A 25,895-nucleotide genomic window follows, 5' to 3' on the forward strand; every position below is an offset into this window, starting at 1 on the left:
TTAAGCGTAGACAGTTAGATGGCGGGCCGAAAGCCATATGGTTGAAGGGATTGAGCTCCATAATGTTAGTAAATCGAGAGGGCTGATGCCTTAAGCACAGCAGAAAGCTACATTTTATCCGTCGTTAAAGGCAAGAAGGATAAAACCTCTCTGGAGTCAGAGACCTTGGCACGTCAGATATTGATATGATATGGCAACTCGGGAGACCCTACCGGTCTCTTCTTATAGAAGAGTATGGTGTACAAGTGATAATAAGCAAGGAAACCAAATGCCGTTGTAGGGGGTCGGATAGCAGCGTAGTACCAATGAAGTTGGGTAATGCCGATGGAGGAAAGGCTGCTACCAAGTTATCACCCTTACTAGGGACACATTTACTACACACTGAGGTAGAAATTATAAATGTAAACTAAACTATTAAGGATAGCAAAAATTAACCTTTTGTGAATGATGATTTGGAGGAGCTGTGTGCGTAAATAGCGCAAGCACGGTTCTGTGAGGGGGGAGGAACACAATCTACCGTAAGGTAGAGAGGTTCCCTTCTACTCGACTAGTTGAAGAAGCAAATCCATATATAACAAAGAAAACTTGCAAATGTAATGCGAGTTTTCTTTGTTAGTGTAATGATATCCTTATGGTATAGCAATAATTTTTACGAAAACAGCCTAAAATTAAAAAAGGTTAAGCGATAAAGGAGAGGAAAAAATGTCTCAATCAGTCATTTTTGATATGGACGGAACGCTATTTCAGACAGATAAAATATTGGAACTTTCACTTGATGATACATTTAATCATTTACGGTCATTAAATAAGTGGAATGAAGCAGCGCCTATTGATATATACCGCAGTATTATGGGGATACCGCTGCCTAAAGTATGGGAAGCTCTGCTGCCCGATCACTCCAAGGAAGAAAGAGAACAAACGGATGCTTATTTTCTGGATAGGCTGGTTGAAAACATAAGAAGAGGGAAGGGTGCTTTATATCCAAATGCTGAAGAAATCTTCCGTTATTTAAAAGATAACGATTATTCAATATACATAGCAAGTAATGGTTTAACAGAATATTTACAAGCAATCGTGAGCTATTATAATTTGGACAGGTGGGTTACGGAAACCTTCAGTATTCAGCAAATACAGACCCTGAATAAAGGTGATTTAGTTCAATCAATCATAAAAAAATATGATATAAAAAAAGCGGCGGTGATCGGTGACCGTCTATCTGATATCAATGCGGCAAAAGATAATGGATTAATAGCAATAGGATGCAATTTTGATTTTGCGCAAGCTGATGAACTCGCGCAGGCTGATTATGTAATCAATGACTTAATTGAACTAAAAGAAATATTGCATGAATTAAAAAGGGTTGAGGTATAAGGCTGCCGCTGAGGCAGTCTTTATTTCACTTCAAAATACAAAAAGGAATTATTAACTACATGAAAATCGGAATCTTACAGGAAAAATAGGGTAGGTGTATATAGAGCGAAGAAGTTCATTTAATCAAGGGATTTTCCTTTGGAAATCTGTTTCAATGGGTGGAATTCCGCTTACGCAGCTTCAAAGAATCAATGTAAAATAAGGAGTGTTTAACTTGATGGAGCGACATATAAATCAGGAGGAATATTCCTCTAAAGAATATATGAATAAACTTGATGCCTATTGGCGCGCAGCCAATTATCTATCGATAGGTCAGCTTTATTTGAAAGATAATCCTTTGTTAAGAGAGCCCCTGAAGGCTTCAGACATAAAGGTAAAACCAATCGGGCACTGGGGCACCATTTCAGGGCAAAACTTTATTTATGCCCATTTAAACCGGGCAATTAATAAATTTGATTTAAGTATGTTCTATATAGAAGGACCTGGCCACGGCGGTCAAGTAATGGTTTCCAACTCCTACCTTGATGGCAGTTACAGTGAAATTTATCCGGAAGTTTCCCAGGATACGAAGGGAATGAAAAAATTGTTCCAGCAATTTTCATTTCCAGGCGGTGTTGCCTCACATGCGGCCCCTGTCACACCAGGATCCATTCATGAAGGGGGGGAATTAGGATACTCGCTTTCGCATGGTGTTGGTGCCATTCTGGATAACCCGGATTTGATTGCAGCTGTCGTCATTGGAGATGGTGAAGCAGAAACAGGCCCATTAGCCGCTTCTTGGTTTTCAAACAGATTCATCAACCCGGTAAATGATGGAGCCGTTCTGCCAATCCTTCATTTAAATGGTTATAAGTTAAGTAATCCAACCATCTTATCGCGTATAAACGATGAAGATTTAGCCAAATATTTTGAAGGAATGGGCTGGGAACCATTTTTTGTCGAGGGCAGTGATCCAAATAACATGCATGAAGAAATGGCAGAAGTGCTGGACCAAGTGATTGAAAAAATCAAAGCAATTCAGCATAAAGCCCGTGAATCTGGCATGCCTGGTGATTATTCCTGGCCGATGATTGTTTTTCGGACACCTAAAGGCTGGACAGGCCCTAAAAAGAGGGATGGAGTCCCGATTGAAAATTCATTCCGCTCGCATCAGATCCCTCTTCCTGTAAGCCAGAACAATATGGAATATGCAGAAGCATTGGTTGATTGGCTAAAAAGCTATAAGCCTGAGGAATTATTTGATGACTCTGGCCGGTTAAAACCGGAAATTGCGGATATCACACCTAAAGGTGACAAACGCATGGCCATGAACCCTGCCGCAAACGCGGGTAAATATATTACCGACTTAATACTGCCGAACTTCCTTGACTATGCTATTGATAATTCCAACCCCGGCAAGGAAGTGGCCCAGGATATGTCTGTTTTGGGTGAGTACTTAAAAGACGTAATAAAAGAAAACCAAAATAATCGCAACTTCAGGATATTCGGTCCTGACGAAACAATGTCCAACCGGTTAGCTCCTATCTTTGAAGTGACAGACCGGCAATGGGAAGCATCCATTAACAGCCCTAACGATGAATCTTTAGCCGCCGAAGGGCGTGTCATTGATTCTCAGTTATCCGAACATCAAGCTGAAGGGATGCTGGAGGGTTACGTGTTAACTGGCCGTCATGGTTTTTTTGCAAGTTATGGATCATTTCTGCGAGTTGTCGACTCAATGCTCACACAGCACTTCAAGTGGCTGCGTAAATCAGCTGAACAAAAGTGGAGGGCCGATATTCCTTCGTTGAATATCGTGTCAACTTCAACTGTGTTCCAGCAAGACCATAATGGCTATTCACATCAAGACCCAGGCATTTTAGGACACTTGGCTGACAAGAAGCCAGAATTTATCCGAGAATACTTGCCAGCCGATGCAAACTCACTGCTAGGTGTCTTTGACAAAGTTTTAAACGACAGGCAAAAGATCAACTTAATTGTCTCTTCCAAACACCCGCGTCCGCAATGGTTCTCTGCTGCTGAAGCAAAGGAATTAGTGGATAAAGGCTTAAAAAGGATTGATTGGGCCAGTACAGATAACGGTTGTGAACCTGATCTTGTAATTGCTGCTGCAGGAACAGAACCAACACTTGAAAGCTTAGCGGCAATCAGCTTATTGCATGAGAAGCTTCCAGACTTGAAGATTCGTTTTATTAACGTCGTGGATATACTGAAACTCAGAAGCCAAAGGTTAGATCCCCGCGGATTATCAGACGAAGAATTCAATCGTTTTTTCACAAAAGATAAACCAGTTGTTTTCGTATTCCATGGCTTTGAAGGCTTAATCAGAGACTTGTTCTTTGACCGCCAAAATCGAAATGTACACATACATGGCTATCGTGAAAATGGCGATATCACAACTCCATTTGATATACGTGTCATGAATGAGATGGATCGCTACAGCTTAGTGAAGACAGCAGTACTGAATCTGCCTGATGAACAGGCACAGGCTCACATCACCCAAGAAATGGATGAAGTGCTCGAAAAGCATTACCAATATATTCGTTCTGAAGGTAAGGATTTACCGGAAGTGGAAAATTGGAAATGGAAGGCATTGAAATGATAAACATCCTTCACCAGATTGAAAAATAACTAATGAAATGCACCCCAAAACACCAAAAAGTGCCTGAACCTGAAAAACAGGATCAGGCACTTTTTAGTTCAATTTCACCAGACCCTCTAGACTTCTCCATAGAGTACTAACTTCTACACCTAAGCAACATCATTTCCTTCGAAAATATTACCCTTTGGCACGATGACGTCCTGGAGTGGAAATCAACTGGCCAATTTAACAAAGGCTATGCATTAAGCCTTTTTCAGCGGTCTCGTAAAGATAAAATGAAGATTTTTTTACATAGCTCTGCTAAAGCATTATGAAGCGGGCATCTGCAACGAAAATCAGCAGGCAAGTTTACTTAAGGAATTCTTAAGGTTTTCCCAATATAATGGGAAACAGCTGAGATAAATAGATTAATTTGGAGGAATTCATTTGAAAAAGAATTATACAAGAATTGTTCTGGACTTAATGATGGCGATTACTTTTGTATTGTTAATGAATCCAAGAGTATTGAACGGTTTGCCGTTTCATGAAATTGCAGGTCTGGCAATAGGAGCCTCTCTTTTTATACACATTGGATTGAACTATCGTTGGGTGATAAATACAGCCAGAAAAATTTTCGGCTCGAAACTCCCAAAAAAAACCCGATTTAGTTTCATATTAACTTTACTGCTATTGATATCGATGGCTACCGTGATTATAACAGGTATATTAATTTCCAGGGTAGTTGTACCAAGTCTCGCCATTCAAGGAAGCCGCTCGATTCGCGGGATCCACAGTTTCTCTGCAGATGCAACGCTCGCGTTGGTTGGTCTTCATATTGCCGTCCATTGGCAGTGGATTATGAGCATCTGTAAAATGGCGTTTAAAACAAAGGAGGGGAAATTCAGGACAGGTGTTATTGCATCCGCAGTCCTGTCAATTGCTATTTTGGCAGGAGGGATTCAGTGGTATGCCACTTCAGCTTCCTCTAACAAGGGTGATTTCAATCCAAAACTAGTGCAGCAAAGAGGGGAGATGCCTCCTAATAATGGGGGTGAAGGGAAGGTAATGAATACACATCCAGGATCGCCAAATGGAGATTTTCATGGACGGGATGGACATGGCGGCAGCAGCAGCCCATTTCTTGTAGTCCTTAACTATTTTGCAATTTGGGCAGCGATCATAATTCCGGTTTATTATCTGGAAAAGCGCTTCTTAAGGGATAAACGAAAATCAAAAAATGTTCAGCCGAAAGTTACAGGTTAATTTACATGTGAATAAGAGTAGAAGATCGAGCTGCCATGTTAGGCGGCTTTTTCTTTGTGCCATTAACGAATGATTTCAATCGTAACTCTTCCATTTTATAGGCTGTTTTTGTAAACGTTGCTGCTATGGAACAGGGTGGTGGAATTCCGCTTCAGGCTGGCAGAACTCATTACATAAGGTCCAAGTTTGATTAAGTTACCTGGCTGTGAAGGATTTAACTAAATAATAAAGAATTTAATCATGATAATAATCTTTTGCGGGAAATCATAAAGGAGGAGTATCAGGTGGATGCAAGATATCCAGTCGGGACATTTATATGTAATGATGAGATTACAAGTGATGTAATTGATCAATGGATAAAAGAGATTGAGGATTTACCCGGTTTATTGCGGGATTCTGCAGGAGGGATGGATGATGTGCAGCTTGACACGCCTTACCGTGCAGGAGGGTGGACAGTCCGCCAAGTCGTGCATCACTTAGCAGATAGCCATATGAATGCTTATATTCGCTTTAAATTGGCCCTAACGGAAGAAAACCCTGTCATCAAGCCTTATGATGAAGGGAAATGGGCGGAGCTTCCTGATTATAAACTGCCAGTTGGCATTTCATTATCACTGCTTGAATCCTTGCATATGCGGTGGACGGAACTTTTACGCAGCTTAAGTCCGGCGGATTTGCAAAGACATTTATCCATCCGGAATCTGGCAAAGTTTCAGCTGCCGAAAATATAGGCATCTATGCCTGGCATGGCCGGCATCATCTTGCTCATATTACTTCTATAATATAAGTTAGAAAAATGGAAGAATCAAAAATTTACTAAATGGGAGTTGATTAAGCATGGATACGCAAGTAACAGCGAAGTTTAAAATACTCAAGCCGGCTAATGAAGTGTTTGAAGCTATAGCAGACCCTGAAAAAATGTCTAATTATTGGTTTTCATCAGGAACTGGAAGAGTGGAGGAAGGCAAGACGATTACTTGGAGATACGATGAATACAATGCAGAAGTGGTGATAAATGTATTGGAAGTCGAGGCGAATAAGAAAATCATGTTCTCCTGGGGGGGATATGGCCAAGAAACGGCTGTGATAATTACGCTAAAAAATATGGATGATACGAGTACAATAATTGAAGTAAACGAAGCAGGTTTGAGGGAAGATGACCCTGAAATAGTAAACAAAATGATTGGACAAAAAGAAGGCTGGGTATACATGTTAACTTGTTTGAAGGGGTATTTGGAAAATGGCATCAATAATTTAAGGGCATCTTTAATCCATTAGATAATCATAATAAAGTCTTTTGAATTAGGTAAGTGAATCATTCATCGGTGTATCTTGAGTTATAAGGGAATTGATGGAGTTGAGTATTGATTGCCTGAATTTAAGATTTGCCGGCGGGCCTGCCTTTAACTGGCTCAGAAAGAAGATACATATAGTGACAAAAAGAATAGGAGATCATCCATGAAAAAATATCAAAATCAAATACCAACTGTCATGAATATGGGAATCAGGTCTATGTTCAGCATGTTAAGGGACTCATTGTCTGGAAGAGCCGGGCGAAGGCCAGCCGCTTCCATCGATGCACAGGCCTTTGAGCAGGCTGAGTCTATCACGGCCACTGATGCACCCCGGGTCACGTGGTTCGGCCATTCGGCTTTTTATCTTGAAATGGAGGGCAAGAGGCTGCTCTTTGATCCAATGTTTGGCTCTCGCCCTTCGCCTGTTTCGTGGGCAGGCACAAAACGGTATAATCGCAGCTTTCCTGTGCAGCCTGACGATTTTGTGGAGCTTGATGCAATCATTATATCCCATGATCATTATGATCATCTGGATTACCAGTCCATCCGCCAATTAAAGGACAAGACCCCGCGGCTGATCGTGCCATTGGGTGTGCGCCAGCATTTGATTAAGTGGGGAGTTCCTTCAGAGAAAATTACCGAGCATAACTGGTGGGAAGAGCTGGAATTGGACGGGCTTACACTGGCTTGCACACCGGCAAGGCATTTTTCTGGAAGAGGATTGTTCAACCGTGATTCTACCCTCTGGTGTTCATGGGTGATTGCCGGCCGGGAGACTAAGGTTTTCTACAGTGGTGACAGCGGATATGGACCTCACTTTAAGGAAATAGGCGAAAAATACGGTCCCTTTCATTTGACGCTGCTGGAATGCGGACAATACGACGAGCGGTGGTCTGCGATTCATATGATGCCGGAACAGACCGTGCAGGCTCATCTCGACCTTGGCGGAAACCTGTTAATTCCAGTTCATTGGGGAGCTTTTACACTTGCCTTTCACTCATGGACTGATCCCGCTGAGAGGGTAACGAAGGCGGCACGAAAACACCGGATTAACATTTCAACACCCAGAATCGGTGAAACAGTCTTATTTGCTTCCGGGCAATATCCGAAAACCTCCTGGTGGGGATAGCATCCTATATGTATATCCTTTGAAGTTACTGGAGTTTAATGTTGCTGATAGAAGATGATGCAGGAGCTTAATAATAAACATGGGGGAGTTATTTATGCCATTTTGCAAAGTCGGTCAATTGAATATTTACTATGAAGACATTGGTGAAGGCATTCCGGTCTTGATGATTCATGGGTTTGCTCCGGATCACAGATTAATGAAGGGCTGTATGGAGCCTGTTTTTAAAGATAGTGCAGGGTGGAGACGTATTTATATCGACCTTCCTGGGATGGGGAAAACAGAAAACTACAGTCATATAAGGAATTCAGATGAAATGGCGGAAACAGTATTACTCTTCATAGAGACTTTAATACCTGATCAGCCATTCCTGATTGCCGGGGAATCTTATGGCGGCTATCTCGCGAGAGGAATCATTAAGGATATGAGGGAACAAATTTTGGGTGCTGCGTTTATTTGTCCCGTCATTTTTCCTGAAAAAGAAGATCGAATATTGCCTGAACATACAGTTGTCTTTAAAGATCATCAATTTATGGATACATTGACGGAAGAGGAAGCGGAGGATTTCAGCAAAAATCAAGTTGTTCTGGATGAATACAACTGGCTTCGATATTCCAGTGAAGTGTTATCCGGCCGCAAAATAGCAGATCAAGAGTTCTTATCTAAGATTCAGAATAATTATGGATTTTCGTTCAGCCCCGATGAAGGCAAATTCGAGAAGCCCAGTGTATTTCTTCTGGGAAAACAAGATTCTGTTGTTGGATTTCAAAATGCTATTGAAATGATGGATAAATTCCCAAGATCCACTTTTGCTGTTTTAGATAGAGCTGGCCACAATTTGCAAATCGAGCAGTCCCGCTTGTTTACTTTACATATCATCGATTGGCTGGAAAGAGTAAAAGAAGACATGTGAGCTTCAAGTTAAAGAAGGGAAAATATAAGTTAAGCTGGTTCTCTAATTTTTTTCTCTGTTTTTTCATCCTTCTGTTTGTCCATTGATGTTAATTTAGAAGCAAATAAGTTAAGGGGAATTTGTACAAATAAACAGAGAAACAAAGGTTAATGCCATCTCTTACTATTTAGAAGTATTTTGTATCACATTATTTGCTTCTAACATTAACAACATTAAACCAAAAAACATATGTTAACAGCAGGTAGAACAATATAAAAGAAGACCATGGCCCTGAATGCTACGGTCTAAAAAAAGAACTTTAGAAGTGAATGAGTAATCCATCCTCCGCGGCATACAGGGTGGATTTTTTTATTTTGTGCATAAATTTGTACATCACGTACCTGCTTATTTATGGATAAAGTTGAGTAAATCAAGGTCCGCATCATGAATGTTACGGCAATTGTATCGTTTTAATGTGCTCTACATTCCGATACACCGTTTCCCCTTCAGCTGTTATCAGAGTCATTTTGTTATTTCGTATCTTTTGGAGTAAACCAATTTTTTCAGGATGGTCGCCTCCATCTAGTATAATTAATTGATTTTCAAATTTTTTTAACTGCTCGTCAAAGGACCTGGCTAAAGAAGCGATTTTGGGCATTAGGGGCAGATTTTCACTTTTTAAGGAATACGGCGTTGTATTTGGCGGGTATGGAATTAGCCATTTTACATGATTCATAGAAATAAGCATTGATTTGTACACGGGGGAGTGAAAAACAAAATAGTCATTCATAATACTAGTTAAATAGCCATGGATTGATTTATTCCCTGTCACGTAAACCTGAACAAACGAGCCTTTAGCAATCGTTAATGCTTTACGAAAGGATATAGTATCAGTTTCAATAGGATTATCTGAAGGAGGATCATAAGAGATATCTTCTTCCTCTTTGATGATGACTTCTTTCAATCTCTGAATATGAACCGTTGGAATGTAGATAAATGAACGTCCATCGTATAGCACAATGATGTCCAGCCCAGCATCTAGCAGGTTTCCTATGTGAAAATTCCCTCCGGAAATTTCCACCTCAATTTTCTTGCCTATTAAATCTGCAAAATCTATCTGCATCTTAATTCTCCTTTTCTAGAAATTATTTTATCGTTGAAGAACGCCGCCAAAAAGCCAAGAAACCCAATAATATAAAACGATTAAAGTGAATAGAAGAACAGGCGGAATCACAACACCCGTAACTTTTACATACTCCCACCAAGTGATTCTTACTTTTCCTTTTCTAACAATATGCATCCACATCAGTGTAGCGAGCGTTCCCATAGGAAGCAGTAATGATCCTATGTCGCTGCCAATCACGTTTGCCAGATAGGCGATTTTTAAGGAGAGCAGATCTAGGTGCATATGAGTTAAAGTGAGAGTTCCGACCATGAGGGCAGGGTGATTATTAAAAATATTGGAAAGTACAGAAAGAAGTATACCCATCATGATACTCGCATGGAGCAGGCTTCCAGATACGATAGGGCGCATGAATCCAATCAGCCAGTCCGTTAAACCAATGTTATTCAAGCCGTAAATAATAACATACATACAAAAGGCGAAAACGATAATATACCACGGCGTTTTTTTTAGCATATCGCCAGGAGGTATTTTTAAATAAGCCCATCTCCATATTAAAAGGATAAGCGAGCCGATAACAGCCATAAGGGAGACTGGAATGTTCACAAATGAAGCGACAAAGAGACTGACGCGTACAGCAAAAACGAATAGAAGAACATTCCGCATGAATTTTGATCGTTCTTTTTCTGAAGTATGCTGATATCCTGTTTTGAGCGGATGGTAAGATTTAAGTGTAAGCCCAGTTACCGTAGAAGGAATTGTTTTCGGTAAAACTTTATAAAATCGAAGGAACAGGAGCCCAACTAGCAAGAGAAGGCCAAGTGTTGCAGGTACAAACATCATTGCCGTATGCAAATACAAACTCATATGCACGATTTTCAGGGCGATTAGATTTACAATATTGCTAACACCAATGGGAGCGCTAGAAGCGGTGGCTATCAGGCCCCCTGAAAGTAAATAAGGGATTTTTTGATGATTTTTTAAGCGCATGTTATTTAATAACATGACTAGAATTGGGGTTGTGATTAAGATGCTGCCATCGTTATTGAAAAAGAGTGTCATGAGAAAACATAAAAGGTTCACATACCAGAATAAGCGAATCCCTGACCCCTTTGCTTTGGCAGCGAGTTTTTCTGCCATCCAATTAAAGAAACCAAAACTTTCTAAAACAATCGCCATGACAATCGTCGCTACAATGGTAATAGCTGCACCACTTATAGTGCCGGCTATTATACCCAGGTCCGATATTGAAACACTCCCGCTAAGCACAATAATAATCGCACCTATAGCAGCAGGTATGGCCTCATTTATCCCTCTAGGTCTCCATAAAATAAATCCGAGGGTAACCAAAAAAGTCAATATGGTTATCCAGGCGGTTAAATGAATCATATTTGTTCTCCTTTCATCTAGCTAGTTTTCCTTTATGTTTCTACGAGACGAGCTAACCTCCTCATTAAGTAAGTCCACTCTTGTCCCCCCCATCCATCTATCCCTCTTGTAATGTTGTACTATATTTATATGTATCACGAATAAGACAGGCTTTAGGTTTGTACCCGTTTTTGCATAATTCCGCATGAGTCTATATATAAATGCCCCAATATAAAATCACCTTTTGTTCAGAGGAACTGGAATTTCAGTAAGATAATTGGGACTCACTAAGGTGGATTGTATTTTAAAAACGCTTACTAGTGAAAACAGAGACTTTCAGCCATCTAATTCTGAATGAAGGCTTCCGCGGTTTGAACAGTCCTGCAATTTTATCTATAATACTCCTGTGGTACTTTGTAATAACACATGGGAGGAAATTCGTGGATTTAAACTATTTTTATACCTTCAAGGAAGTTGTAAGATGGGGGAGTTATACCAGAACTGGTGAGGCACTGGGCTATGCCCAGTCCAGTGTGACTACCCAAATCAAGAAGCTGGAGCAGCATTACCGGGTCAGGCTCTTTGAGAGGGCTGGGGGAAGGATGCGGCTGACACAGTCAGGTGAAGAGCTCTATTATTATGTTGGTAAAATTCTGGCCCTTACTGAGGAAGCAGAAGAAAAGCTATCCAAGGAAAGCAATCTTAGAGGGACGCTGCGTATCGGGACAGTAGAGTCGCTTGCGGCATATTTCATTACCCCTTACATTAAGCAGGTTAAAGAAAAGCATCCGGAATTGAAGATTTTGCTGGAAGCTGGCCTTTGTCCGAATTTAACAGAAGGAACGCTTGAGGGGAAGTTTGATATCAGTATTATACTGGACCGGTACAGAGAGCATCATGAGCTAACCACGATACCGATTCGGGAGGAAAGGCTTGTCATGGTGTCAGCTGCGGACCATCGGCTGCAAGCAATGGATGAGATGGATTTGAAGGAGCTTAGTGAGGAAACAGTGATACTGACAGAAGAAGGCTGTCCGTACCGGGTGCTGCTGGAACAGCTTCTTCAAAAGGAAGGTGTGCAGCCGAAATCTGTTATTTCATTTAGCAGCCTGGAAGCCATCAAGCAGTGTGTAGCGGATAATCTGGGGATTGCTATATTGCCTGAGATTGCGGTAAAAAATGAAATCGGGAGCGGCAAAGTGGTGGAGCTTCCATTTCATCATGAGCAAGCAAAATTATATACCCAAATTATTTACCAAAAGAAAAAGTGGCTGTCTCCGCCTCTGAATCAATTAATCGGACTTCTAAAGAGAGATCAGCATAATCAATAATTTTGATAGTTGATATCGATAAACATCAATAATTATAGTTGTCTTGTCTGTGCTAGAATGGTACTGCAATCTATTTGAAATGAGGTGCTGCAATGAATACATTTTTACAATATAACCCGACCAAATTATATTTTGGCAAGGGAGAAGTCCGGCAATTATCAGCGGGGCTTAAAAAAGGCATGAACGTTCTGCTTGTATACGGCGGAGGAAGCATTAAAAAAAATGGTGTGTATGATGATGTCATCAATGAACTTGAAAAAATTGAGGCAAACGTGTTTGAGTTATCAGGTGTTGAACCAAATCCGCGTCTTTCCACTGTACATAGAGGAGTAGATATCTGTAAAACAGAAAAAATCGATTTCTTGCTGGCGGTCGGGGGAGGCAGTGTAATCGACTGTACCAAGGCGATTTCTGCAGGTGCTAAATATGATGGAGATGCCTGGGAGCTGATTACGAGAAAAGCCCCCATTGCTGAGGCGCTTCCTTTTGGGACTGTTCTGACACTTGCTGCTACCGGCTCTGAAATGAATGATGTTTCCGTTATCACCAACTGGGAAACAAAAGACAAGCTGGGCTGGGGCTCGATGCTCGTATACCCTGCTTTTTCAATCCTGGATCCAAGCTACACCTTCTCCGTTCCGCGGGACCAGACCGTTTATGGCATTGTGGACAGCATGTCGCATGCACTGGAAAGTTACTTCCACCGTACGGAAAACACACCGATGATTGACGGCTTTATTGAATCACTTTTGAGAACAGCGATCGAAACGGCTCCCAAATTGCTTGAGGACCTCAATTCCTTTAAGCATAGAGAAACAATGATGTATATCAGCACAACAGCTTTCAATGGCTCTCTTGCAAACGGAACAGATGGGGGAGACTGGGCGACACATCGTATCGAACATGCAATTTCAGCGATTTATGATATTCCCCATGGCGGCGGATTGGCGATTCTTTTCCCGAACTGGCTGGAGCATGTTCTTGAAGAAGATCCTTCCCGCGTAAAACAGCTGGCTGTTAATGTTTTTGGAATTTCACCAGAAGGAAAAAGCGAATATGAACTGGCAAAGGAAGGCGCTAAAGCTCTGCGTGATTTCTGGAATTCAATAGGTGCGCCAAGCACATTGCGCGACTATGGGATTGATGATAAGGAATTTGATGCAATTGCAGAGAAAACCTTTATCAAGCCAGGTGTGGGAATGTATAAAAAAATGGACCATGCTAGTGTCCGTGATATCTTAAAAAGATCTCTATAATGTGTAACGTATAATATACTAAAGGCCAAACGTTCAGCCTGAACGTTTGGCCTTTTTTTGCCGTATCCGTAAAAGGTTCCTTGCACTCCTGCTGGTCTCGCCTGCTAATCCATCTTCAATCAGCAGTTCTTTAACCTTCTTCTATAAAGATTTATTAGTGTCTTTTATAGTCATTTCATGTTCATATTTTATAATTTTCTGCTGAATCTTCATCAGGTTTTCCTGAGTTTCGCGAATTTGCTGCAGTATGCTGTTTTCTTGCTGCTTCATCATTTCTAATCGTTGAGGAAGTGTATCCTCATCCCCATTCATTGTCCATTCAATGAACTGTTTGATTTTTTTGATTGGCATTCCCGTGTTTTTTAAGCATAAAATCATGTCTAGAAACTTTAGGGCACCTTCGTCAAAAATCCGGTCTCCCTTTTCGTTTCTTTTAAGAAAAGGCAGCAAACCTTGATTATCATAGTAGCGCAATTGAGAAATGGTTAGCTGATTTATTTTTGCAGCTTGCCCGATTGTATAATTCATAACAGTCTTCCTTATAGGGATTATTGTGTTACCAAGGAATAATTCCGTTTTTATCCAGTATTTTTCCGTTATAGTTTTTGTCGCTTAATGCATAGGCAGTAATGATGTGTGCACTTTCTGCCGTTGTATTGCCGCCTGGTGCATTTCCATTAAGATCAGTTGTGGTAAAGCCTGGTGTAACGCCAAATATTTCAGGGCCATCAGCACCAAATTCTTTTCCGAAAGCTAATGTCAAAGCATTGACAGCAGTTTTTGATGAATTATAGCCTAATGCATTGATTGGGGCAACTTCTCCGTTATCAAACATTGTTTGTGAAGACATATCTGTAGTTACGTTGACAATTTTACCTCCTTGAGCTTTTTTAACTAATGGCATGAAAGCCTGTATCATTTGAAATGTTCCAAAGAAGTTAACATCGAATTCTTGGCGCAGTGTTTCTAATTTTAATTCACTGGGCAAAGTATGATGATCCAATGAGATACCGGCGTTATTAATTAGTAAGTCCAAGTGATTTGTAACTTCGAGAATTTTATTTACAGAGTTTTGAATGGACTGTGAATCGGAAATATCAACTTGGATGAACGAAACATTTGAAAGGCATAAAGACTTTACAGCTTGCTGTCCGAGTTCTTCACTGCGGGCTCCTAAAAATACTTGAAAGTCATTATTAGCTAATTGATGGACAATGTCATACCCTATCCCTTTATTAGCGCCTGTTACAAAAGCAAACTTTGTCATATTAATTCCTCCAATCTCTATATTGAAAAGATATAGCCTATACCTAGGTTTAGGTCAAGGATTTATTTAAGTTTGTTTGACGGAAAGAATATAGTATTACTCAACATAGTTTCCAGACAACGGGAATAATAAGCAGCTTCAAGGCCATTTAAATGCTTATCAATTGATTGACAGAGTTTGGATAGCATGATATTATTATCTCGAATTAAAGATATATGAATTGAAAATAGATAAATGATTTGTACTTCTGTAAACAGGGAATTATGAAGGAATACAGGTTAAGGCAAAAATATAATGGCAGTTTATTGGAGGAATACAATGATGAATCATTTAAAAGGAATACACCACGTTACAGCTATTACTAGCAGTGCAGAAAAGAATTATGAGTTCTTCACATATGTGCTGGGCATGCGATTGGTAAAGAAAACGGTCAACCAGGATGACATTCAAACGTATCATTTATTCTTCGCGGACGATGTAGGCGGACCGGGAACAGATATGACATTTTTTGATTTCCCTGGCATCCCTAAAGGCATACATGGAACGAATGAGATTTCAAAAACAGGCTTCCGCGTACCAAGTGATGCAGCGCTGGATTACTGGGTAAAACGTTTTGACCGTCTTAAGGTCGAGCACACGGGCATTAAGGAGCAATTCGGCAAAAAGGTGATTTCATTCACAGACTTTGATGACCAGCAGTACCAATTGATTTCAGATGAGAAAAATGAAGGGGTACAAGCCGGCATACCATGGCAAAAGGGTCCAATCCCTTTGGAATATGCCATTACTGGCCTTGGGCCGATTTTTGTCCGCATCGCTCAGTTTGATTACTTCAAGGAAATGATGGAAAAGGTTTTAATGTTCAAGGAAATCGCTAAAGAAGGCTCATTCCATCTGTTTGAAGTAGGTGAGGGAGGAAACGGGGCATCTGTCATCGTTGAACATAATAATGTTCTTCCGCAGGCACAGCAGGGCTTCGGAACCGTACACCATGCGGCATTCCGCGTTGAAGACCGCTCTGTTTTAGAAGAATGGATCACTCGTATGGAAAGCTTCGGATTCCATACCTCAGGCTATGTGGACCGCCACTTCTTCGAATCATTGTACGCGAGAGTAGCACCGCAGATTCTTTTTGAATTTGCTACAGACGGACCAGGTTTCATGGGAGACGAGCCATACGAAACGCTTGGCGAAAAATTGTCCCTTCCACCGTTTCTCGAAAATAAACGCGAACAAATCGAAGCAATGGTGCGTCCAATCGATACTGTAAGAAGCACGAAGGAATTTGTGAAAGAATAAAAAGAAGCGGCGGAATCCGTAATTGGAGTTCCGCCGCTTTTTTATTTGTCATTAAAAGTGTATGCTGGAAGACCTTTAACCCCAGTTTTAACTTTGAACAATCCTCCAGACAAAGGATACTTTGCAAGCTGTTCATCGCTCATTCCATCTCTTGCTGTCGTGATATATAATTCACTTAAATCTTTTCCGCCAAAGGTACATGAAGTGACATTCAACGCTGGAACCTCAATAGAGGACACTTGTTTTCCGGTTTGCGGATTCCATCTGGATACTTTAGAACCGCCCCAGTGGGCTATCCAAAGCATGCCCTCATCGTCAATGGTCATTCCATCGGGCATTCCTTGCTCCTCTTGAAAATCAATAATCTCAACCGGATTTTCAATACCTCCCGTGAAAATATGAAAATCAAAGCGCAGCACCTTTTTAGTAGGAGTATCGATCAGATAGAAAAATTTGTTATCGGGAGACCAGGCCAATCCATTTGATAAGCTTAATTTATCCCACTTTTTTATTGTTCTGAGATCTGTATCCAAGCAATAAAGAGCACCTTGTTCCTTATTGTCCGACTTGTCCATGGTTCCAGCCCAAAAACGGCCTTTGCTGTCGCATTTTCCGTCATTGAATCTGTTATTTGTCAAATGGATTTCAGGTTCGCTGATCCTGGAAATTTTTTCTGTTTCCAAATCTAAAAAATAAAACCCGTTTTCTAGCGTGATAACTGCTCCGCCACTGGTTCTTGGAACAATAGCGCTGACACGTTCTTCAAGCTGGATTTCGCGGTTTTCACTTGCAGCTGGATCGAAAATACATACCTTTTTCTTTTCAATATTTACCCAATACAATAGTTGTTTCTCCGAATCCCAGCAAGGCCCCTCACCAAGTACAGCTTTTGCGTCACATACTAATTCTGCTTTTCCTGTCATACTAAAACCCCTCCACCAATTTTTGAATCCTAGCGTATCGAAAAAATCGCCTATCCCACTTTTCCACAAATTCACGCGGCATAAACTGTTCAGGGTTCTGGTTCTTATATTTTCATTCCTGTTTATCCTTACAATTCAATTAACATTGTGTGTTTCCAATTGGAATGAAAATGGGAATAACATAGAAGAATCAAAACATACATTGGAGCTGATATGCATGCCGAATAAAGGCCAATTGCCGAAGGACAGCGGATTAGATCATACGCTGGGCCTATTAAAGGAAGGGTATTCGTACATTTTAAGCAAGCGTTACAGCATGCAGTCTGATATTTTTGAAACCCGGCTGCTTGGACAGAAAGCGATTTGCATGGGAGGGAAGGAAGCGGCGGAGATTTTTTATGATTCTGAGAAGTTTAAAAGAGAGGGGGCTGCACCGAATCGGGCCAAGGAAACTTTGTTTGGGAAAAATGGTGTTCAGGGACTGGATGGGCAGGATCATAAGCACCGGAAGGCAATGTTTATGTCCCTTATGTCTCCTGATAGAATTAGCGAACTGACAGGCATTGTCACAAAGCAGTGGGAGCTGGCCGCACAAAGCTGGGAAGGAATGGATGAAGTAATACTATATGAAGAAGCACAGACAATAATGTGCCGGACTGCATGCCATTGGGCTGGGGTTATGGTTCCTGAGGAAGAAGAGATAAGGCTGGCCAAGGATTTGGCTGCCATGTATGAATCTGCAGCGGCAGCTGGTCCTGCCCATTGGCAGGGAAGGCATTCGCGCAACCATGCTGAGAAGTGGATTGGAGAGCTTGTTGATAAGGTTCGCGAGGGAAAGGTGAATCCTCCGGAAGGTACTGCTCTTCATACTTTTTCCTGGCATCTGGACTTGGAGGGGAACCTTCTGGATACCGAAACCGCTGCGGTGGAGGTGCTTAATATTTTGAGGCCGATTGTGGCTATTTCTGTATTCATCAACTTCCTTGTGCTGGCGGTCCATCATTATCCGGATGAAAGGGAAAAGCTTAGATCTGATAATGAAAACTATGCGCAAATGTTTGTACAGGAAGTCCGCCGCTTTTATCCTTTTTTTCCTTTTGCTGCAGCACTGGTAAAAAAGGACTTTATCTGGCGAGATGATAAATTTGAAGAAGGCACCTTAACATTGCTCGATCTTTATGGGACAAACCATGACCCGCAAATCTGGGACAGTCCCGATGTGTTCAATCCCGGGCGTTTCGCTGACTGGGAAAGCAGCCCCTTCAGCTTCATACCTCAGGGAGGAGGCGATTATTTTATGGGACATCGCTGTGCAGGTGAATGGGTCACGGTTGAGGTGCTGAAGGCGAGTCTGGATTATCTTGTGAATAAGCTGGAGTACACGGTTCCTGCCCAGGATTTGAGCTACAGCATGGTCAAGATGCCAAGTATTCCTGAAAGTAAAGTGGTGCTCAGGCAGGTTAAGATCCGCCTCTAATTCATAATTCAGCAAAAAATACATGATCAATCCAAGAAGCCGATTCCTTCCTTACCCCGGGGAAACCGGCTTTTTGACATACCATTATAAAGTGCTGGATGCGATTCTTTTGCAAATATATTGACTCTCCCCTAAGGGTAGACTTTATATTGAAAGATATCAGTGTAAGATAAAGGGGAAGCATCATGCAAAAACAAAACTCAACAATGTTTATTTTATTATTAAATTTATTCATCGCATTTTTAGGCATTGGCCTTGTTATACCTGTAACGCCAAAGATTATGAATGAATTGCATTTGTCCGGCGCAGCAGTCGGTTACATGGTGTCGGCTTTTGCATTAACCCAGTTAATTGTGTCTCCCATTTCAGGCCATTGGGCTGACAGGTTTGGGCGAAAAAAGATGATTCTTATCGGCCTGCTTATTTTCAGCGCTTCAGAGCTTTTATTTGGAATCGGAAAAACATCACAAGTGCTGTTCCTTTCCCGTATGCTGGGCGGAGCAGGTGCTGCCTTCATCATGCCGGCGATAACAGCATTTATTTCAGACATTACCACTCTCAAAACTCGGCCGAAAGCGATGGGATATATGTCTGCAGCCATTTCAACAGGCTTTATTATCGGTCCGGGAATAGGCGGATTTTTAGGGGACATCAGCACTCGCCTGCCATTCTTTTTTGCAGCAGGTCTTGGGGCGGTAGCCGCAGTGTTAACCATGATTGCCTTAAAAGAACCAAAGAGAAATCCTGAAAACGAAGAGAAAGCGGGACAAGAAAAAAAGCTGAAGCGTATTTTCTCTCCATTATATTTTACCGCTTTTTTGATTATCTTTATTTCATCCTTTGGTTTAGCTTCATTTGAATCGTTATTTTCTTTATTTGTTGATCATAAATTCGGTTTTACACCAAAGGACATTGCCATCATTATTACAGGCGGCGCCATTGCGGGGGCGATCGTCCAATTGTCTTTATTTGGCCGCTTAACAGCATGGCTTGGAGAAATCCGTCTTATCCGCTATAGTATGATTTTTTCTACTGCCTTGGTTGTACTGCTGACATTCGTCAGCTCATACCTTGCCATTTTACTTGTGACAGTAACGGTATTCATTGGCTTCGATATCATGCGCCCTGCACTTACGACGTATCTATCTAAAATTGCCGGCAAGGAACAAGGGTTTGTCGGCGGAATGAATTCGATGTTCACTAGCATCGGCAATGTCTTTGGCCCAGCCATTGGCGGCATTTTATTCGATATTGACTTGAATTATCCATTCTATTTTGCAACGGCCTTTTTAACAGCTGGAATTGGGCTAACGTATGTATGGAAAAAGAAGGAGCATACCTACAGTACAAATTAACAATGAAGAGGCATTTAGGGGGGGCGGCCATATTGAGGGAAACATTATATACAATCGGCGAGGTTTCAAAGCTTGCAAACATATCGATTAAAGCCCTCCGTTATTACGATAAGATAAATTTGTTTAAACCTTCCTATGTGGATCCCGGAACAAACTACCGTTATTATAAGGATTCTCAGCTATACCGCCTTGACCTGATTAAATCACTCAAGTATATTGGGACACCATTAGAGGAAATGAAAAAAGCCCAGGAACTAAAAACAGATGAATTATTTACATTTCTGACAGAACAAGAGAAAATCGTGCGGGAAAAGGTAGATTACTTATTGGAGATTGAACAAAACATCGCAAATGTGAAAAAAAGAATGCAGCGGCAAAAGGACTATCCGGTATTGGGTGAAGTATTTATCCTCGAAGAAGAGGAAATGCGTATTATCCAGGTCGAGGCGGACGGGATCTCGCAGAAGGAATTTCTGAATGCTTTTTACAGCAAACTTAAACATACAATAGAATCAATCGATGGATTTCTGAATAATGGGGAGGGTGCTATTTTCTCCTATCAGCCTTATGTGCAGGCTGAAGAAATCAGATACATGAAATTGTTTATGCCGGTATTAACAGCCAAACAAGAATTATCTCTTCCTCAGAATGTGGAAATATCCTCTATTCCAAGCGGGAAATATGTATGTATTGCCTTTATTTACTCGCCAGAAAGCTATTTTAAAAGCCTGCAAAAGCTGATTTCTCATACTGAGGATCACCATTTCACAGTAATCAGTGACATATATGAGGTGTTCTCACCCAGCCATTATTCACCGAATCAAAGTGAAGAATATATCGTTGAGATGAAGATTCAGGTAAGTAAATAACCAAAGCCGATTTCTATGAATCGGCCTTTTGGTGTTATATCAAAGCTCCCTAGTGCTGCCTTGCTTGCTAGTGTAAATCGTTCTTTTAAAAAGCCCGGTTCGTGATACCTAGTCAAGCAGTACTGCTATTTCCTGCCCTGCCCGCTTGTCAAAAAAAGGATTGCGGTTTTCAGTGAACACTAATTCCAGTCCGGATAGGTTGTCCGGCAATGGAGGAGAAACGACGAATTGGTAAGATATATGTCCATCTGATCCGCCACCGCCAGTCATTCTGCAGTAATAATCTCCGCTGATCTTAAGCTCCCAAAAACCGTGAAACCGGTTTTCGCGTTCCTCAGGCGGGCCTGATGCAATCTCACGATCAATATTCAGATTTACGACACTTGCATTATCATACTGTTTTATAAAGGTAACGGAGTATATGGAATCTTCTTTTTCCACTAGTTTAAGGACTGGCAGGAGTTTCCGGTACTGATTTGGTTCAACAATAGGCCGAAAGGTTTCTTCATCTCTTAGCATTGAAAATAAGCCATGTAGTAAATCTTCATACAGTCCATATTCACTTGCCCAACTTTTGAGAAGCTCTGCAGCCGGAAAACCAGGATTGCTATTTGATTGTTTCCTGCGCTGTTTCAGCAATGCACAAATCTGCTCATCAATATTAGAAATGCTTTCGTCATAGTACTCTGCCCTCGGTTCAAAACGAACTCGCTTCATTGCATTTTTCCCTCCAATCGCATAGTTAAATATTAACAGAAAATGGTATTTCGAGCACCTGTTAATCACTGTTTTGGCAATATGGGAACATTGCAGATTAGAGAGTGCCTATCATAATAGAGCGTTCCTTTAAAGGAAGAAAGAATAAGGTATAATAGATTACAAAGAAAGCCATCAGTCAGGAGTTTAGCTATGAACGAAAAGTATTATGATGCATTGCTGAATATTAAAACGGGCGGAGATCAGAAGGGATTTCATCAGTCGCTGCACTATCACCGCTACGAGCCCACGCCGTACAGCGCTCTTGAGCATTTATTTACTCAGCATGAACTGGAAAGCAGTGATAGGATTGTAGATTTCGGCTGCGGAAAAGGGCGCTTGAACTTTTACATACACCATCTATTCAGTGCTCATGTTACCGGCATTGAAATGGATGAAAACTTTTACCGGGAAGCATTGGAAAACAGGAAAAGCTATCAAAAGAAAAATCGGCATGCCCCGGAAAGAATCCAGTTTCAGTGCACGCTGGCACAAAATTATGAAATCCACCCTGCTGATAATGTGTTTTATTTTTTCAATCCATTTTCAGTCCAGATTTTCATGGGTGTGGTCAAAAATATTCTGCAGTCTGTGGAAGAAAATAAGAGGGAAATAGAATTGATTTTATATTACGGGTCAGAGGATTATACTTTTTTCCTTGAAAATCAAACAGCATTTGAATTGAGGGAACAAGTTCTGCTGCCGGGATTATACGAAAGCAATCCTTTTGAAAAGTTTTTAATCTACCGTTTGGCATATTGAAGGGGAGAAGCTAGAACCCGATTCTAACTAGAAGCTTAAATGAGGGGGCTATTTGTGTAATACCGCAAAGGTTATATAGGATGGGGTTATTTTTAGCGAGAAGGAATTCATGCAAAACCTGAGGGAACGATTCAGAGGGAGTGCAGCCACATGTAAATCGTTCCGAGGCAGGGGCCTGATTAACCTTATCCAATTAAAAGCCAATGTGAGCGTTCCCGATGAAAGTATGAGAGAAGCTACTTCATGCGGATATATTTAATCCGGGATTTGCGGGGATCGCGGTAGCCGCCATTTATTTGATGTCCGAGCGAGCAGCCGATAATTACAGCCGCAAAAAAAAGAATGAGCCTCTTCAATTTAAAAACTTCTTTCTCTATTTTTTTTTGTCAAGGATACACCCATATAGGCCATACATCAAGATTTCTATGATAATGTTGAAAAAATGTCACAAAACTATTATAGGGTCATTGATTTTCATGGATATGAAAAATGTTAAAACCAGGCCAGGAATTCTTTGCTTGGTTTTTTTGCTGGGGGAAATTGAAGTTCAATTATGCCACAATCAAGATTTTTTTAGCAAAATGACGTGCGTTGTGAGCAGAATCAAAAAAGATATGAGCGATTCGGCTTTATGGGCACCTTTTATTAAGGCTCTTTTCTTAAAGATTGTTGTTTTTTAATTTAATGTGTTCTGTGAGGCGATTCCATTGTTAAGGCAGGTTGATTGAAGCGAGCATCCTGGAGCGGAAATCAACCCCTTGTTCCATAGCAACAAAGTTTACGAAAACAGCCTTTATTAAATATCTGGGCCATTCAACATTAAAATTGGAAATAAAATGGATAATAAATCCAAATCAGCCTTCATTCGAGCCAAATCATGTGTGATTAGAGCGAGATTAAGCGCCATTAGAGCCAAATAGCTTGTCATTCGAGCCAGATCCAAAATTAATGGTCAGCTCCGGTGCATTCAAAGCGCCAAGAATACTTCAAAACATTTTTAGGTATAAAACTCGAAAGACCATGTACAGATGAGGTATAATATAGGAGAATGCAAAAGCTGGGAAGTGCCCCATGGGGACTTCTGCGATACCAAAGAAGCATGCAGCATTGGCTTAGTTTATTTAATCATATTGTGAACCCGAAAGAGAGTGGAACCCAATGGGACGTAAATGGAACAATATTAAAGAGAAGAAAGCTTCAAAGGATGCGAATACTAGCCGTATTTATGCCAAGTTTGGCCGCGAGATTTATGTGGCAGCCAAGCAGGGTGAGCCGGATCCGGAATCAAATACTGCACTGAAGGTTGTGCTGGAGCGCGCAAAAACCTACAGTGTGCCGAAAACCATCATTGACCGTGCAATCGAAAAGGCAAAGGGCGGCTCAGAGGAAAGCTATGACGAGCTTCGCTATGAAGGATTTGGCCCGAACGGATCAATGGTCATTGTTGATGCTTTGACAAATAACGTAAACCGCACAGCTTCTGATGTGCGTGCGGCATTCGGCAAGAATGGCGGAAACATGGGTGTGAGCGGATCGGTTACGTACATGTTTGATGCAACGGCGGTCTTTGGCGTTGAAGGCAAAACTGCAGATGAAGTGCTTGAACTTCTGATGGAAGCAGATGTGGATGTTCGGGATATCATCGAAGAAGAAGATTCTGTGATCGTGTATGCAGAGCCAGATCAATTCAATGCTGTCCAGGAAGCTTTCAAGAGCGCTGGAATCACTGAGTTTACAGTGGCTGAGTTGACAATGCTGGCACAAAATGATCTGGAACTCCCTGCAGATGCACAGGCACAATTCGAGAAAATGATTGATGCGCTTGAGGATCTTGATGATGTACAGCAGGTCTACCACAACGTAGACTTTGGAGAATAATGCATGTATAATGCTGCGCAAGCGCCTATTATGGTGCTTGCGCTTTTTAACTAACTTTTAGGGAGGTGCAGCAATGGCAATTTCTATGCCGAACTCTGCAGCGTCTCATGCAAAGCCTGATCTTGAAATGGCGATACTTTGCATGGGGCGGTCTTCTACTTTAAACAAATCGCCCAAGTAAGCGTATATTGCCTTTCATCTATTCGGCTTTGCACCTTATTTCATTGGATTAAAAATAAGGGGCTGGCAGAAATGAAATATGTGAAAGCAACCGCTATACTACCTGAAAAGCTGATACTTGAAATTCAAAAGTATGTTCAAGGAGAAACCATTTATATTCCAAAGCCAGAAGCGGCATACCAAAAGTGGGGTGCGCGTTCTGGAAGCCGAAAGATGATTGATGACAGAAATGCCTCAATAAAGACTGCTTTTAAGAGCGGCAGCAGCATTTGTCAGTTATCTGAGGAATATTGCCTTTCCATTGAAACGATAAAAAAAATAGTTTACTCCAAATAAGAATATGGCAATCATATGGACTATCAAATGAAATTCTGATAATAGAGCCTAAATCCTATGGAATGGCCCCGGTATTGTACCGGGGCCATTTTCTGGAGTCCCATTTATGAAAATCGAAAGTTTATATGTTGTGATTTATTTGACATAATCAAAAACTATTTGGACATAACAATAGGGGGTGAAAACATGCAAACCGCAGTTCTATTAATAGTAGTAATAATTTCAATATTAATTTATTGGGGAGTACAAAAAGGCAGTATGAGTGCCACGGCTAAAAAGTTCATACTGGGATTTCTCATTACTATAGTAATCATTAATATTATCATGGTTTTCCTTATGTAAGTGAAGGATAGCTGGCACACTGTACGCCTTTAATGCGGTAAAATTTTTAGGTACAGTTTGATTTGCATTCATTTTCTCCATTTACTGTCATTTGCTTTTCTTTTATAGTGGAGAGCAGGGAGGGATTGGTATGGAACCTTTCATTAGGAGTGACCAGTATAACTTTATTAAATATCAGACACAGATTATTATAAATGGCCATGCGACAGCAAACGACCTGAATGTCCGCCGCACGGTTAAGGATATTGCAAAGGAAAAAGCTGCGGGCTTGTTCAGTGATTTAAACGAGGAACAAACACAGCTGATTGAAGCCATTCATAAGGTTGAGGATAAGGCGCATGCGGATGCTTATGTTGATAGACTCTATCCTTATGTAATTCCTTTTAAATCTATTTCAGAGGAAGGCATTAAGAAATTGTTCCGGAAGGTAAAGAAGCTGCGGGTTCCTTCTATTGAAGAATGGGATCTTCGTGAAGTTTCTTATTTAGGATGGAATGATGGAGGCTCTAACAGAAAATATCTCATCATACAGCAGGGCGATAAGTTTGCTGGCCTGCACGGAACTTTCCGCAGCAGCAATCAAAAAGGTATGTGCGCGCTATGCAGCAGTTTCCAGGAACTTGGCTTATTCGTGTCGGAGGCAAAAGGGTCAGGCAGGGATACCTTCATTAAAAGAGGAAACTATATTTGCGTGGACAGTATAATCTGCAATCAACATCTGAAATCACTTGATAAATTACATGATTTTTTTGAGCGCCTGAATGGGTAATGTTATACATGGAATGTTCAAAAATAAGAGGCCAAGACACCTTAAAATGGATTCTTGGCCCTTTTTGTGTCTTTTT

Annotated in this window: 23 protein-coding genes and 1 pseudogene; 18 read left to right on the forward strand and 6 right to left on the reverse strand. The window is 41.1% G+C overall.

Features of this window, described 5'->3' with window-relative positions:
* Positions 1-702 precede the first annotated feature (702 nt).
* The 7 genes and pseudogenes from ACN6MY_RS04410 (at position 703) to ACN6MY_RS04440 (ending at position 8,549) form a co-directional block, all read left to right on the forward strand.
* Positions 703-1,371, forward strand: a complete 669-nt coding sequence (locus ACN6MY_RS04410; protein ID WP_419882903.1) for an HAD family hydrolase — start codon at positions 703-705, stop codon at positions 1,369-1,371.
* Positions 1,372-1,588: 217 nt separating this feature from the next.
* Positions 1,589-3,973 carry a phosphoketolase gene (locus tag ACN6MY_RS04415; protein WP_419882904.1) on the forward strand — a complete coding sequence of 795 codons (2,385 nt, stop codon included), beginning with the start codon at positions 1,589-1,591 and terminating at the stop codon, positions 3,971-3,973.
* Positions 3,974-4,399: 426 nt separating this feature from the next.
* Positions 4,400-5,215 carry a DUF4405 domain-containing protein gene (locus tag ACN6MY_RS04420; protein WP_419882905.1) on the forward strand — a complete coding sequence of 272 codons (816 nt, stop codon included), beginning with the start codon at positions 4,400-4,402 and terminating at the stop codon, positions 5,213-5,215.
* A gap of 284 nt (positions 5,216-5,499) precedes the next feature.
* A pseudogene (locus tag ACN6MY_RS04425) lies at positions 5,500-6,002 on the forward strand (YfiT family bacillithiol transferase).
* Positions 6,003-6,052: 50 nt separating this feature from the next.
* Positions 6,053-6,493, forward strand: coding sequence for an SRPBCC family protein (locus ACN6MY_RS04430; RefSeq protein WP_419882906.1), 441 nt, complete (start codon positions 6,053-6,055; stop codon positions 6,491-6,493).
* 180 nt (positions 6,494-6,673) lie between these two features.
* Positions 6,674-7,639, forward strand: a complete 966-nt coding sequence (locus ACN6MY_RS04435) for an MBL fold metallo-hydrolase (RefSeq protein WP_419882907.1) — start codon at positions 6,674-6,676, stop codon at positions 7,637-7,639.
* A 94-nt stretch (positions 7,640-7,733) separates the two neighbouring features.
* Entirely contained in the window at positions 7,734-8,549 is an 816-nt protein-coding gene (locus ACN6MY_RS04440; protein ID WP_419882908.1) for an alpha/beta fold hydrolase, read from the forward strand.
* A 430-nt stretch (positions 8,550-8,979) separates the two neighbouring features.
* Here ACN6MY_RS04440 and ACN6MY_RS04445 read toward each other — a convergent pair whose 3' ends face one another.
* Positions 8,980-9,651: a DUF2642 domain-containing protein gene (locus tag ACN6MY_RS04445; protein WP_419882909.1), complete on the reverse strand. Its 672-nt coding sequence runs from the start codon at positions 9,649-9,651 to the stop codon at positions 8,980-8,982.
* Between the two features lie 27 nt (positions 9,652-9,678).
* Complete coding sequence (locus ACN6MY_RS04450; RefSeq protein ID WP_419882910.1) at positions 9,679-11,040, reverse strand: arsenic transporter; 1,362 nt, start codon at positions 11,038-11,040, stop codon at positions 9,679-9,681.
* A 419-nt stretch (positions 11,041-11,459) separates the two neighbouring features.
* Here ACN6MY_RS04450 and ACN6MY_RS04455 point away from each other — a divergent pair, with 419 nt between their 5' ends.
* Positions 11,460-12,350: a LysR family transcriptional regulator gene (locus tag ACN6MY_RS04455; RefSeq protein WP_419882911.1), complete on the forward strand. Its 891-nt coding sequence runs from the start codon at positions 11,460-11,462 to the stop codon at positions 12,348-12,350.
* Between the two features lie 92 nt (positions 12,351-12,442).
* Positions 12,443-13,606: an iron-containing alcohol dehydrogenase gene (locus ACN6MY_RS04460; RefSeq protein WP_419882912.1), complete on the forward strand. Its 1,164-nt coding sequence runs from the start codon at positions 12,443-12,445 to the stop codon at positions 13,604-13,606.
* Between the two features lie 141 nt (positions 13,607-13,747).
* Here the strand turns inward: ACN6MY_RS04460 and ACN6MY_RS04465 are convergent, their stop codons facing one another.
* Together ACN6MY_RS04465 and ACN6MY_RS04470 are read right to left on the reverse strand one after the other, a co-directional pair.
* Positions 13,748-14,134 carry a MerR family transcriptional regulator gene (locus tag ACN6MY_RS04465; protein WP_419882913.1) on the reverse strand — a complete coding sequence of 129 codons (387 nt, stop codon included), beginning with the start codon at positions 14,132-14,134 and terminating at the stop codon, positions 13,748-13,750.
* A gap of 28 nt (positions 14,135-14,162) precedes the next feature.
* The gene (locus ACN6MY_RS04470) at positions 14,163-14,873 is read right to left on the reverse strand and encodes an SDR family NAD(P)-dependent oxidoreductase (protein ID WP_419882914.1); all 711 of its coding nucleotides are present in this window, start codon (positions 14,871-14,873) and stop codon (positions 14,163-14,165) included.
* A 321-nt stretch (positions 14,874-15,194) separates the two neighbouring features.
* Here ACN6MY_RS04470 and ACN6MY_RS04475 point away from each other — a divergent pair, with 321 nt between their 5' ends.
* Positions 15,195-16,172 (forward strand): ring-cleaving dioxygenase, encoded by a 978-nt coding sequence (locus ACN6MY_RS04475; protein ID WP_419884070.1) that lies wholly within the window; start codon positions 15,195-15,197, stop codon positions 16,170-16,172.
* 41 nt (positions 16,173-16,213) lie between these two features.
* Here ACN6MY_RS04475 and ACN6MY_RS04480 read toward each other — a convergent pair whose 3' ends face one another.
* On the reverse strand, positions 16,214-17,095 hold the full coding sequence (locus ACN6MY_RS04480; protein WP_419882915.1) for an SMP-30/gluconolactonase/LRE family protein: 882 nt from the start codon (positions 17,093-17,095) through the stop codon (positions 16,214-16,216).
* Positions 17,096-17,312: 217 nt separating this feature from the next.
* On the opposite strand from ACN6MY_RS04480, the gene ACN6MY_RS04485 reads away from it, so the two are divergent.
* The 3 genes from ACN6MY_RS04485 to ACN6MY_RS04495 all read left to right on the forward strand — a co-directional run bounded on the left by ACN6MY_RS04485 (position 17,313) and on the right by ACN6MY_RS04495 (position 20,796).
* Positions 17,313-18,572: a cytochrome P450 gene (locus tag ACN6MY_RS04485; protein ID WP_419882916.1), complete on the forward strand. Its 1,260-nt coding sequence runs from the start codon at positions 17,313-17,315 to the stop codon at positions 18,570-18,572.
* 185 nt (positions 18,573-18,757) lie between these two features.
* Complete coding sequence (locus ACN6MY_RS04490; RefSeq protein ID WP_419882917.1) at positions 18,758-19,927, forward strand: MFS transporter; 1,170 nt, start codon at positions 18,758-18,760, stop codon at positions 19,925-19,927.
* A 32-nt stretch (positions 19,928-19,959) separates the two neighbouring features.
* Positions 19,960-20,796, forward strand: a complete 837-nt coding sequence (locus ACN6MY_RS04495) for a MerR family transcriptional regulator (protein ID WP_419882918.1) — start codon at positions 19,960-19,962, stop codon at positions 20,794-20,796.
* A 108-nt stretch (positions 20,797-20,904) separates the two neighbouring features.
* On the opposite strand, the gene ACN6MY_RS04500 is transcribed toward ACN6MY_RS04495, so the two are convergent.
* Complete coding sequence (locus ACN6MY_RS04500) at positions 20,905-21,513, reverse strand: hypothetical protein (RefSeq protein WP_419882919.1); 609 nt, start codon at positions 21,511-21,513, stop codon at positions 20,905-20,907.
* A 192-nt stretch (positions 21,514-21,705) separates the two neighbouring features.
* On the opposite strand from ACN6MY_RS04500, the gene ACN6MY_RS04505 reads away from it, so the two are divergent.
* The 5 genes from ACN6MY_RS04505 (at position 21,706) to ACN6MY_RS04525 (ending at position 25,819) form a co-directional block, all read left to right on the forward strand.
* Entirely contained in the window at positions 21,706-22,314 is a 609-nt protein-coding gene (locus tag ACN6MY_RS04505; RefSeq protein ID WP_419882920.1) for an SAM-dependent methyltransferase, read from the forward strand.
* Between the two features lie 476 nt (positions 22,315-22,790).
* Positions 22,791-22,994 (forward strand): hypothetical protein, encoded by a 204-nt coding sequence (locus ACN6MY_RS04510; RefSeq protein ID WP_419882921.1) that lies wholly within the window; start codon positions 22,791-22,793, stop codon positions 22,992-22,994.
* A gap of 478 nt (positions 22,995-23,472) precedes the next feature.
* Positions 23,473-24,192, forward strand: coding sequence for a YebC/PmpR family DNA-binding transcriptional regulator (locus ACN6MY_RS04515; protein WP_419882922.1), 720 nt, complete (start codon positions 23,473-23,475; stop codon positions 24,190-24,192).
* A 252-nt stretch (positions 24,193-24,444) separates the two neighbouring features.
* Positions 24,445-24,708 carry a CD3324 family protein gene (locus tag ACN6MY_RS04520; RefSeq protein WP_419882923.1) on the forward strand — a complete coding sequence of 88 codons (264 nt, stop codon included), beginning with the start codon at positions 24,445-24,447 and terminating at the stop codon, positions 24,706-24,708.
* Positions 24,709-25,180: 472 nt separating this feature from the next.
* The gene (locus ACN6MY_RS04525) at positions 25,181-25,819 is read left to right on the forward strand and encodes a FusB/FusC family EF-G-binding protein (protein WP_419882924.1); all 639 of its coding nucleotides are present in this window, start codon (positions 25,181-25,183) and stop codon (positions 25,817-25,819) included.
* The last annotated feature ends 76 nt before the right edge of the window (positions 25,820-25,895 follow it).

This window comes from Peribacillus sp. B-H-3, from assembly GCF_048572925.1.
Lineage (GTDB): Bacteria > Bacillota > Bacilli > Bacillales > DSM-1321 > Peribacillus.

What these genes read in the sequence shown, in the direction of transcription:
- ACN6MY_RS04410 (WP_419882903.1), top strand. Translation starts at nt 703, where the DNA reads ATGTCTCAATCAGTCATTTTTGATATGGACGGAACGCTATTTCAGACA.
- ACN6MY_RS04440 (WP_419882908.1), top strand. Translation starts at nt 7,734, where the DNA reads ATGCCATTTTGCAAAGTCGGTCAATTGAATATTTACTATGAAGACATT.
- ACN6MY_RS04445 (WP_419882909.1), bottom strand. Translation starts at nt 9,651, where the DNA reads ATGCAGATAGATTTTGCAGATTTAATAGGCAAGAAAATTGAGGTGGAA.
- ACN6MY_RS04490 (WP_419882917.1), top strand. Translation starts at nt 18,758, where the DNA reads ATGCAAAAACAAAACTCAACAATGTTTATTTTATTATTAAATTTATTC.
- ACN6MY_RS04505 (WP_419882920.1), top strand. Translation starts at nt 21,706, where the DNA reads ATGAACGAAAAGTATTATGATGCATTGCTGAATATTAAAACGGGCGGA.
- ACN6MY_RS04470 (WP_419882914.1), bottom strand. Translation starts at nt 14,873, where the DNA reads ATGACAAAGTTTGCTTTTGTAACAGGCGCTAATAAAGGGATAGGGTAT.
- ACN6MY_RS04525 (WP_419882924.1), top strand. Translation starts at nt 25,181, where the DNA reads ATGGAACCTTTCATTAGGAGTGACCAGTATAACTTTATTAAATATCAG.
- ACN6MY_RS04515 (WP_419882922.1), top strand. Translation starts at nt 23,473, where the DNA reads ATGGGACGTAAATGGAACAATATTAAAGAGAAGAAAGCTTCAAAGGAT.
- ACN6MY_RS04415 (WP_419882904.1), top strand. Translation starts at nt 1,589, where the DNA reads ATGGAGCGACATATAAATCAGGAGGAATATTCCTCTAAAGAATATATG.
- ACN6MY_RS04500 (WP_419882919.1), bottom strand. Translation starts at nt 21,513, where the DNA reads ATGAAGCGAGTTCGTTTTGAACCGAGGGCAGAGTACTATGACGAAAGC.
- ACN6MY_RS04475 (WP_419884070.1), top strand. Translation starts at nt 15,195, where the DNA reads ATGAATCATTTAAAAGGAATACACCACGTTACAGCTATTACTAGCAGT.
- ACN6MY_RS04430 (WP_419882906.1), top strand. Translation starts at nt 6,053, where the DNA reads ATGGATACGCAAGTAACAGCGAAGTTTAAAATACTCAAGCCGGCTAAT.
- ACN6MY_RS04510 (WP_419882921.1), top strand. Translation starts at nt 22,791, where the DNA reads ATGGATATGAAAAATGTTAAAACCAGGCCAGGAATTCTTTGCTTGGTT.
- ACN6MY_RS04450 (WP_419882910.1), bottom strand. Translation starts at nt 11,040, where the DNA reads ATGATTCATTTAACCGCCTGGATAACCATATTGACTTTTTTGGTTACC.
- ACN6MY_RS04460 (WP_419882912.1), top strand. Translation starts at nt 12,443, where the DNA reads ATGAATACATTTTTACAATATAACCCGACCAAATTATATTTTGGCAAG.
- ACN6MY_RS04465 (WP_419882913.1), bottom strand. Translation starts at nt 14,134, where the DNA reads ATGAATTATACAATCGGGCAAGCTGCAAAAATAAATCAGCTAACCATT.
- ACN6MY_RS04485 (WP_419882916.1), top strand. Translation starts at nt 17,313, where the DNA reads ATGCCGAATAAAGGCCAATTGCCGAAGGACAGCGGATTAGATCATACG.
- ACN6MY_RS04435 (WP_419882907.1), top strand. Translation starts at nt 6,674, where the DNA reads ATGAAAAAATATCAAAATCAAATACCAACTGTCATGAATATGGGAATC.
- ACN6MY_RS04520 (WP_419882923.1), top strand. Translation starts at nt 24,445, where the DNA reads ATGAAATATGTGAAAGCAACCGCTATACTACCTGAAAAGCTGATACTT.
- ACN6MY_RS04480 (WP_419882915.1), bottom strand. Translation starts at nt 17,095, where the DNA reads ATGACAGGAAAAGCAGAATTAGTATGTGACGCAAAAGCTGTACTTGGT.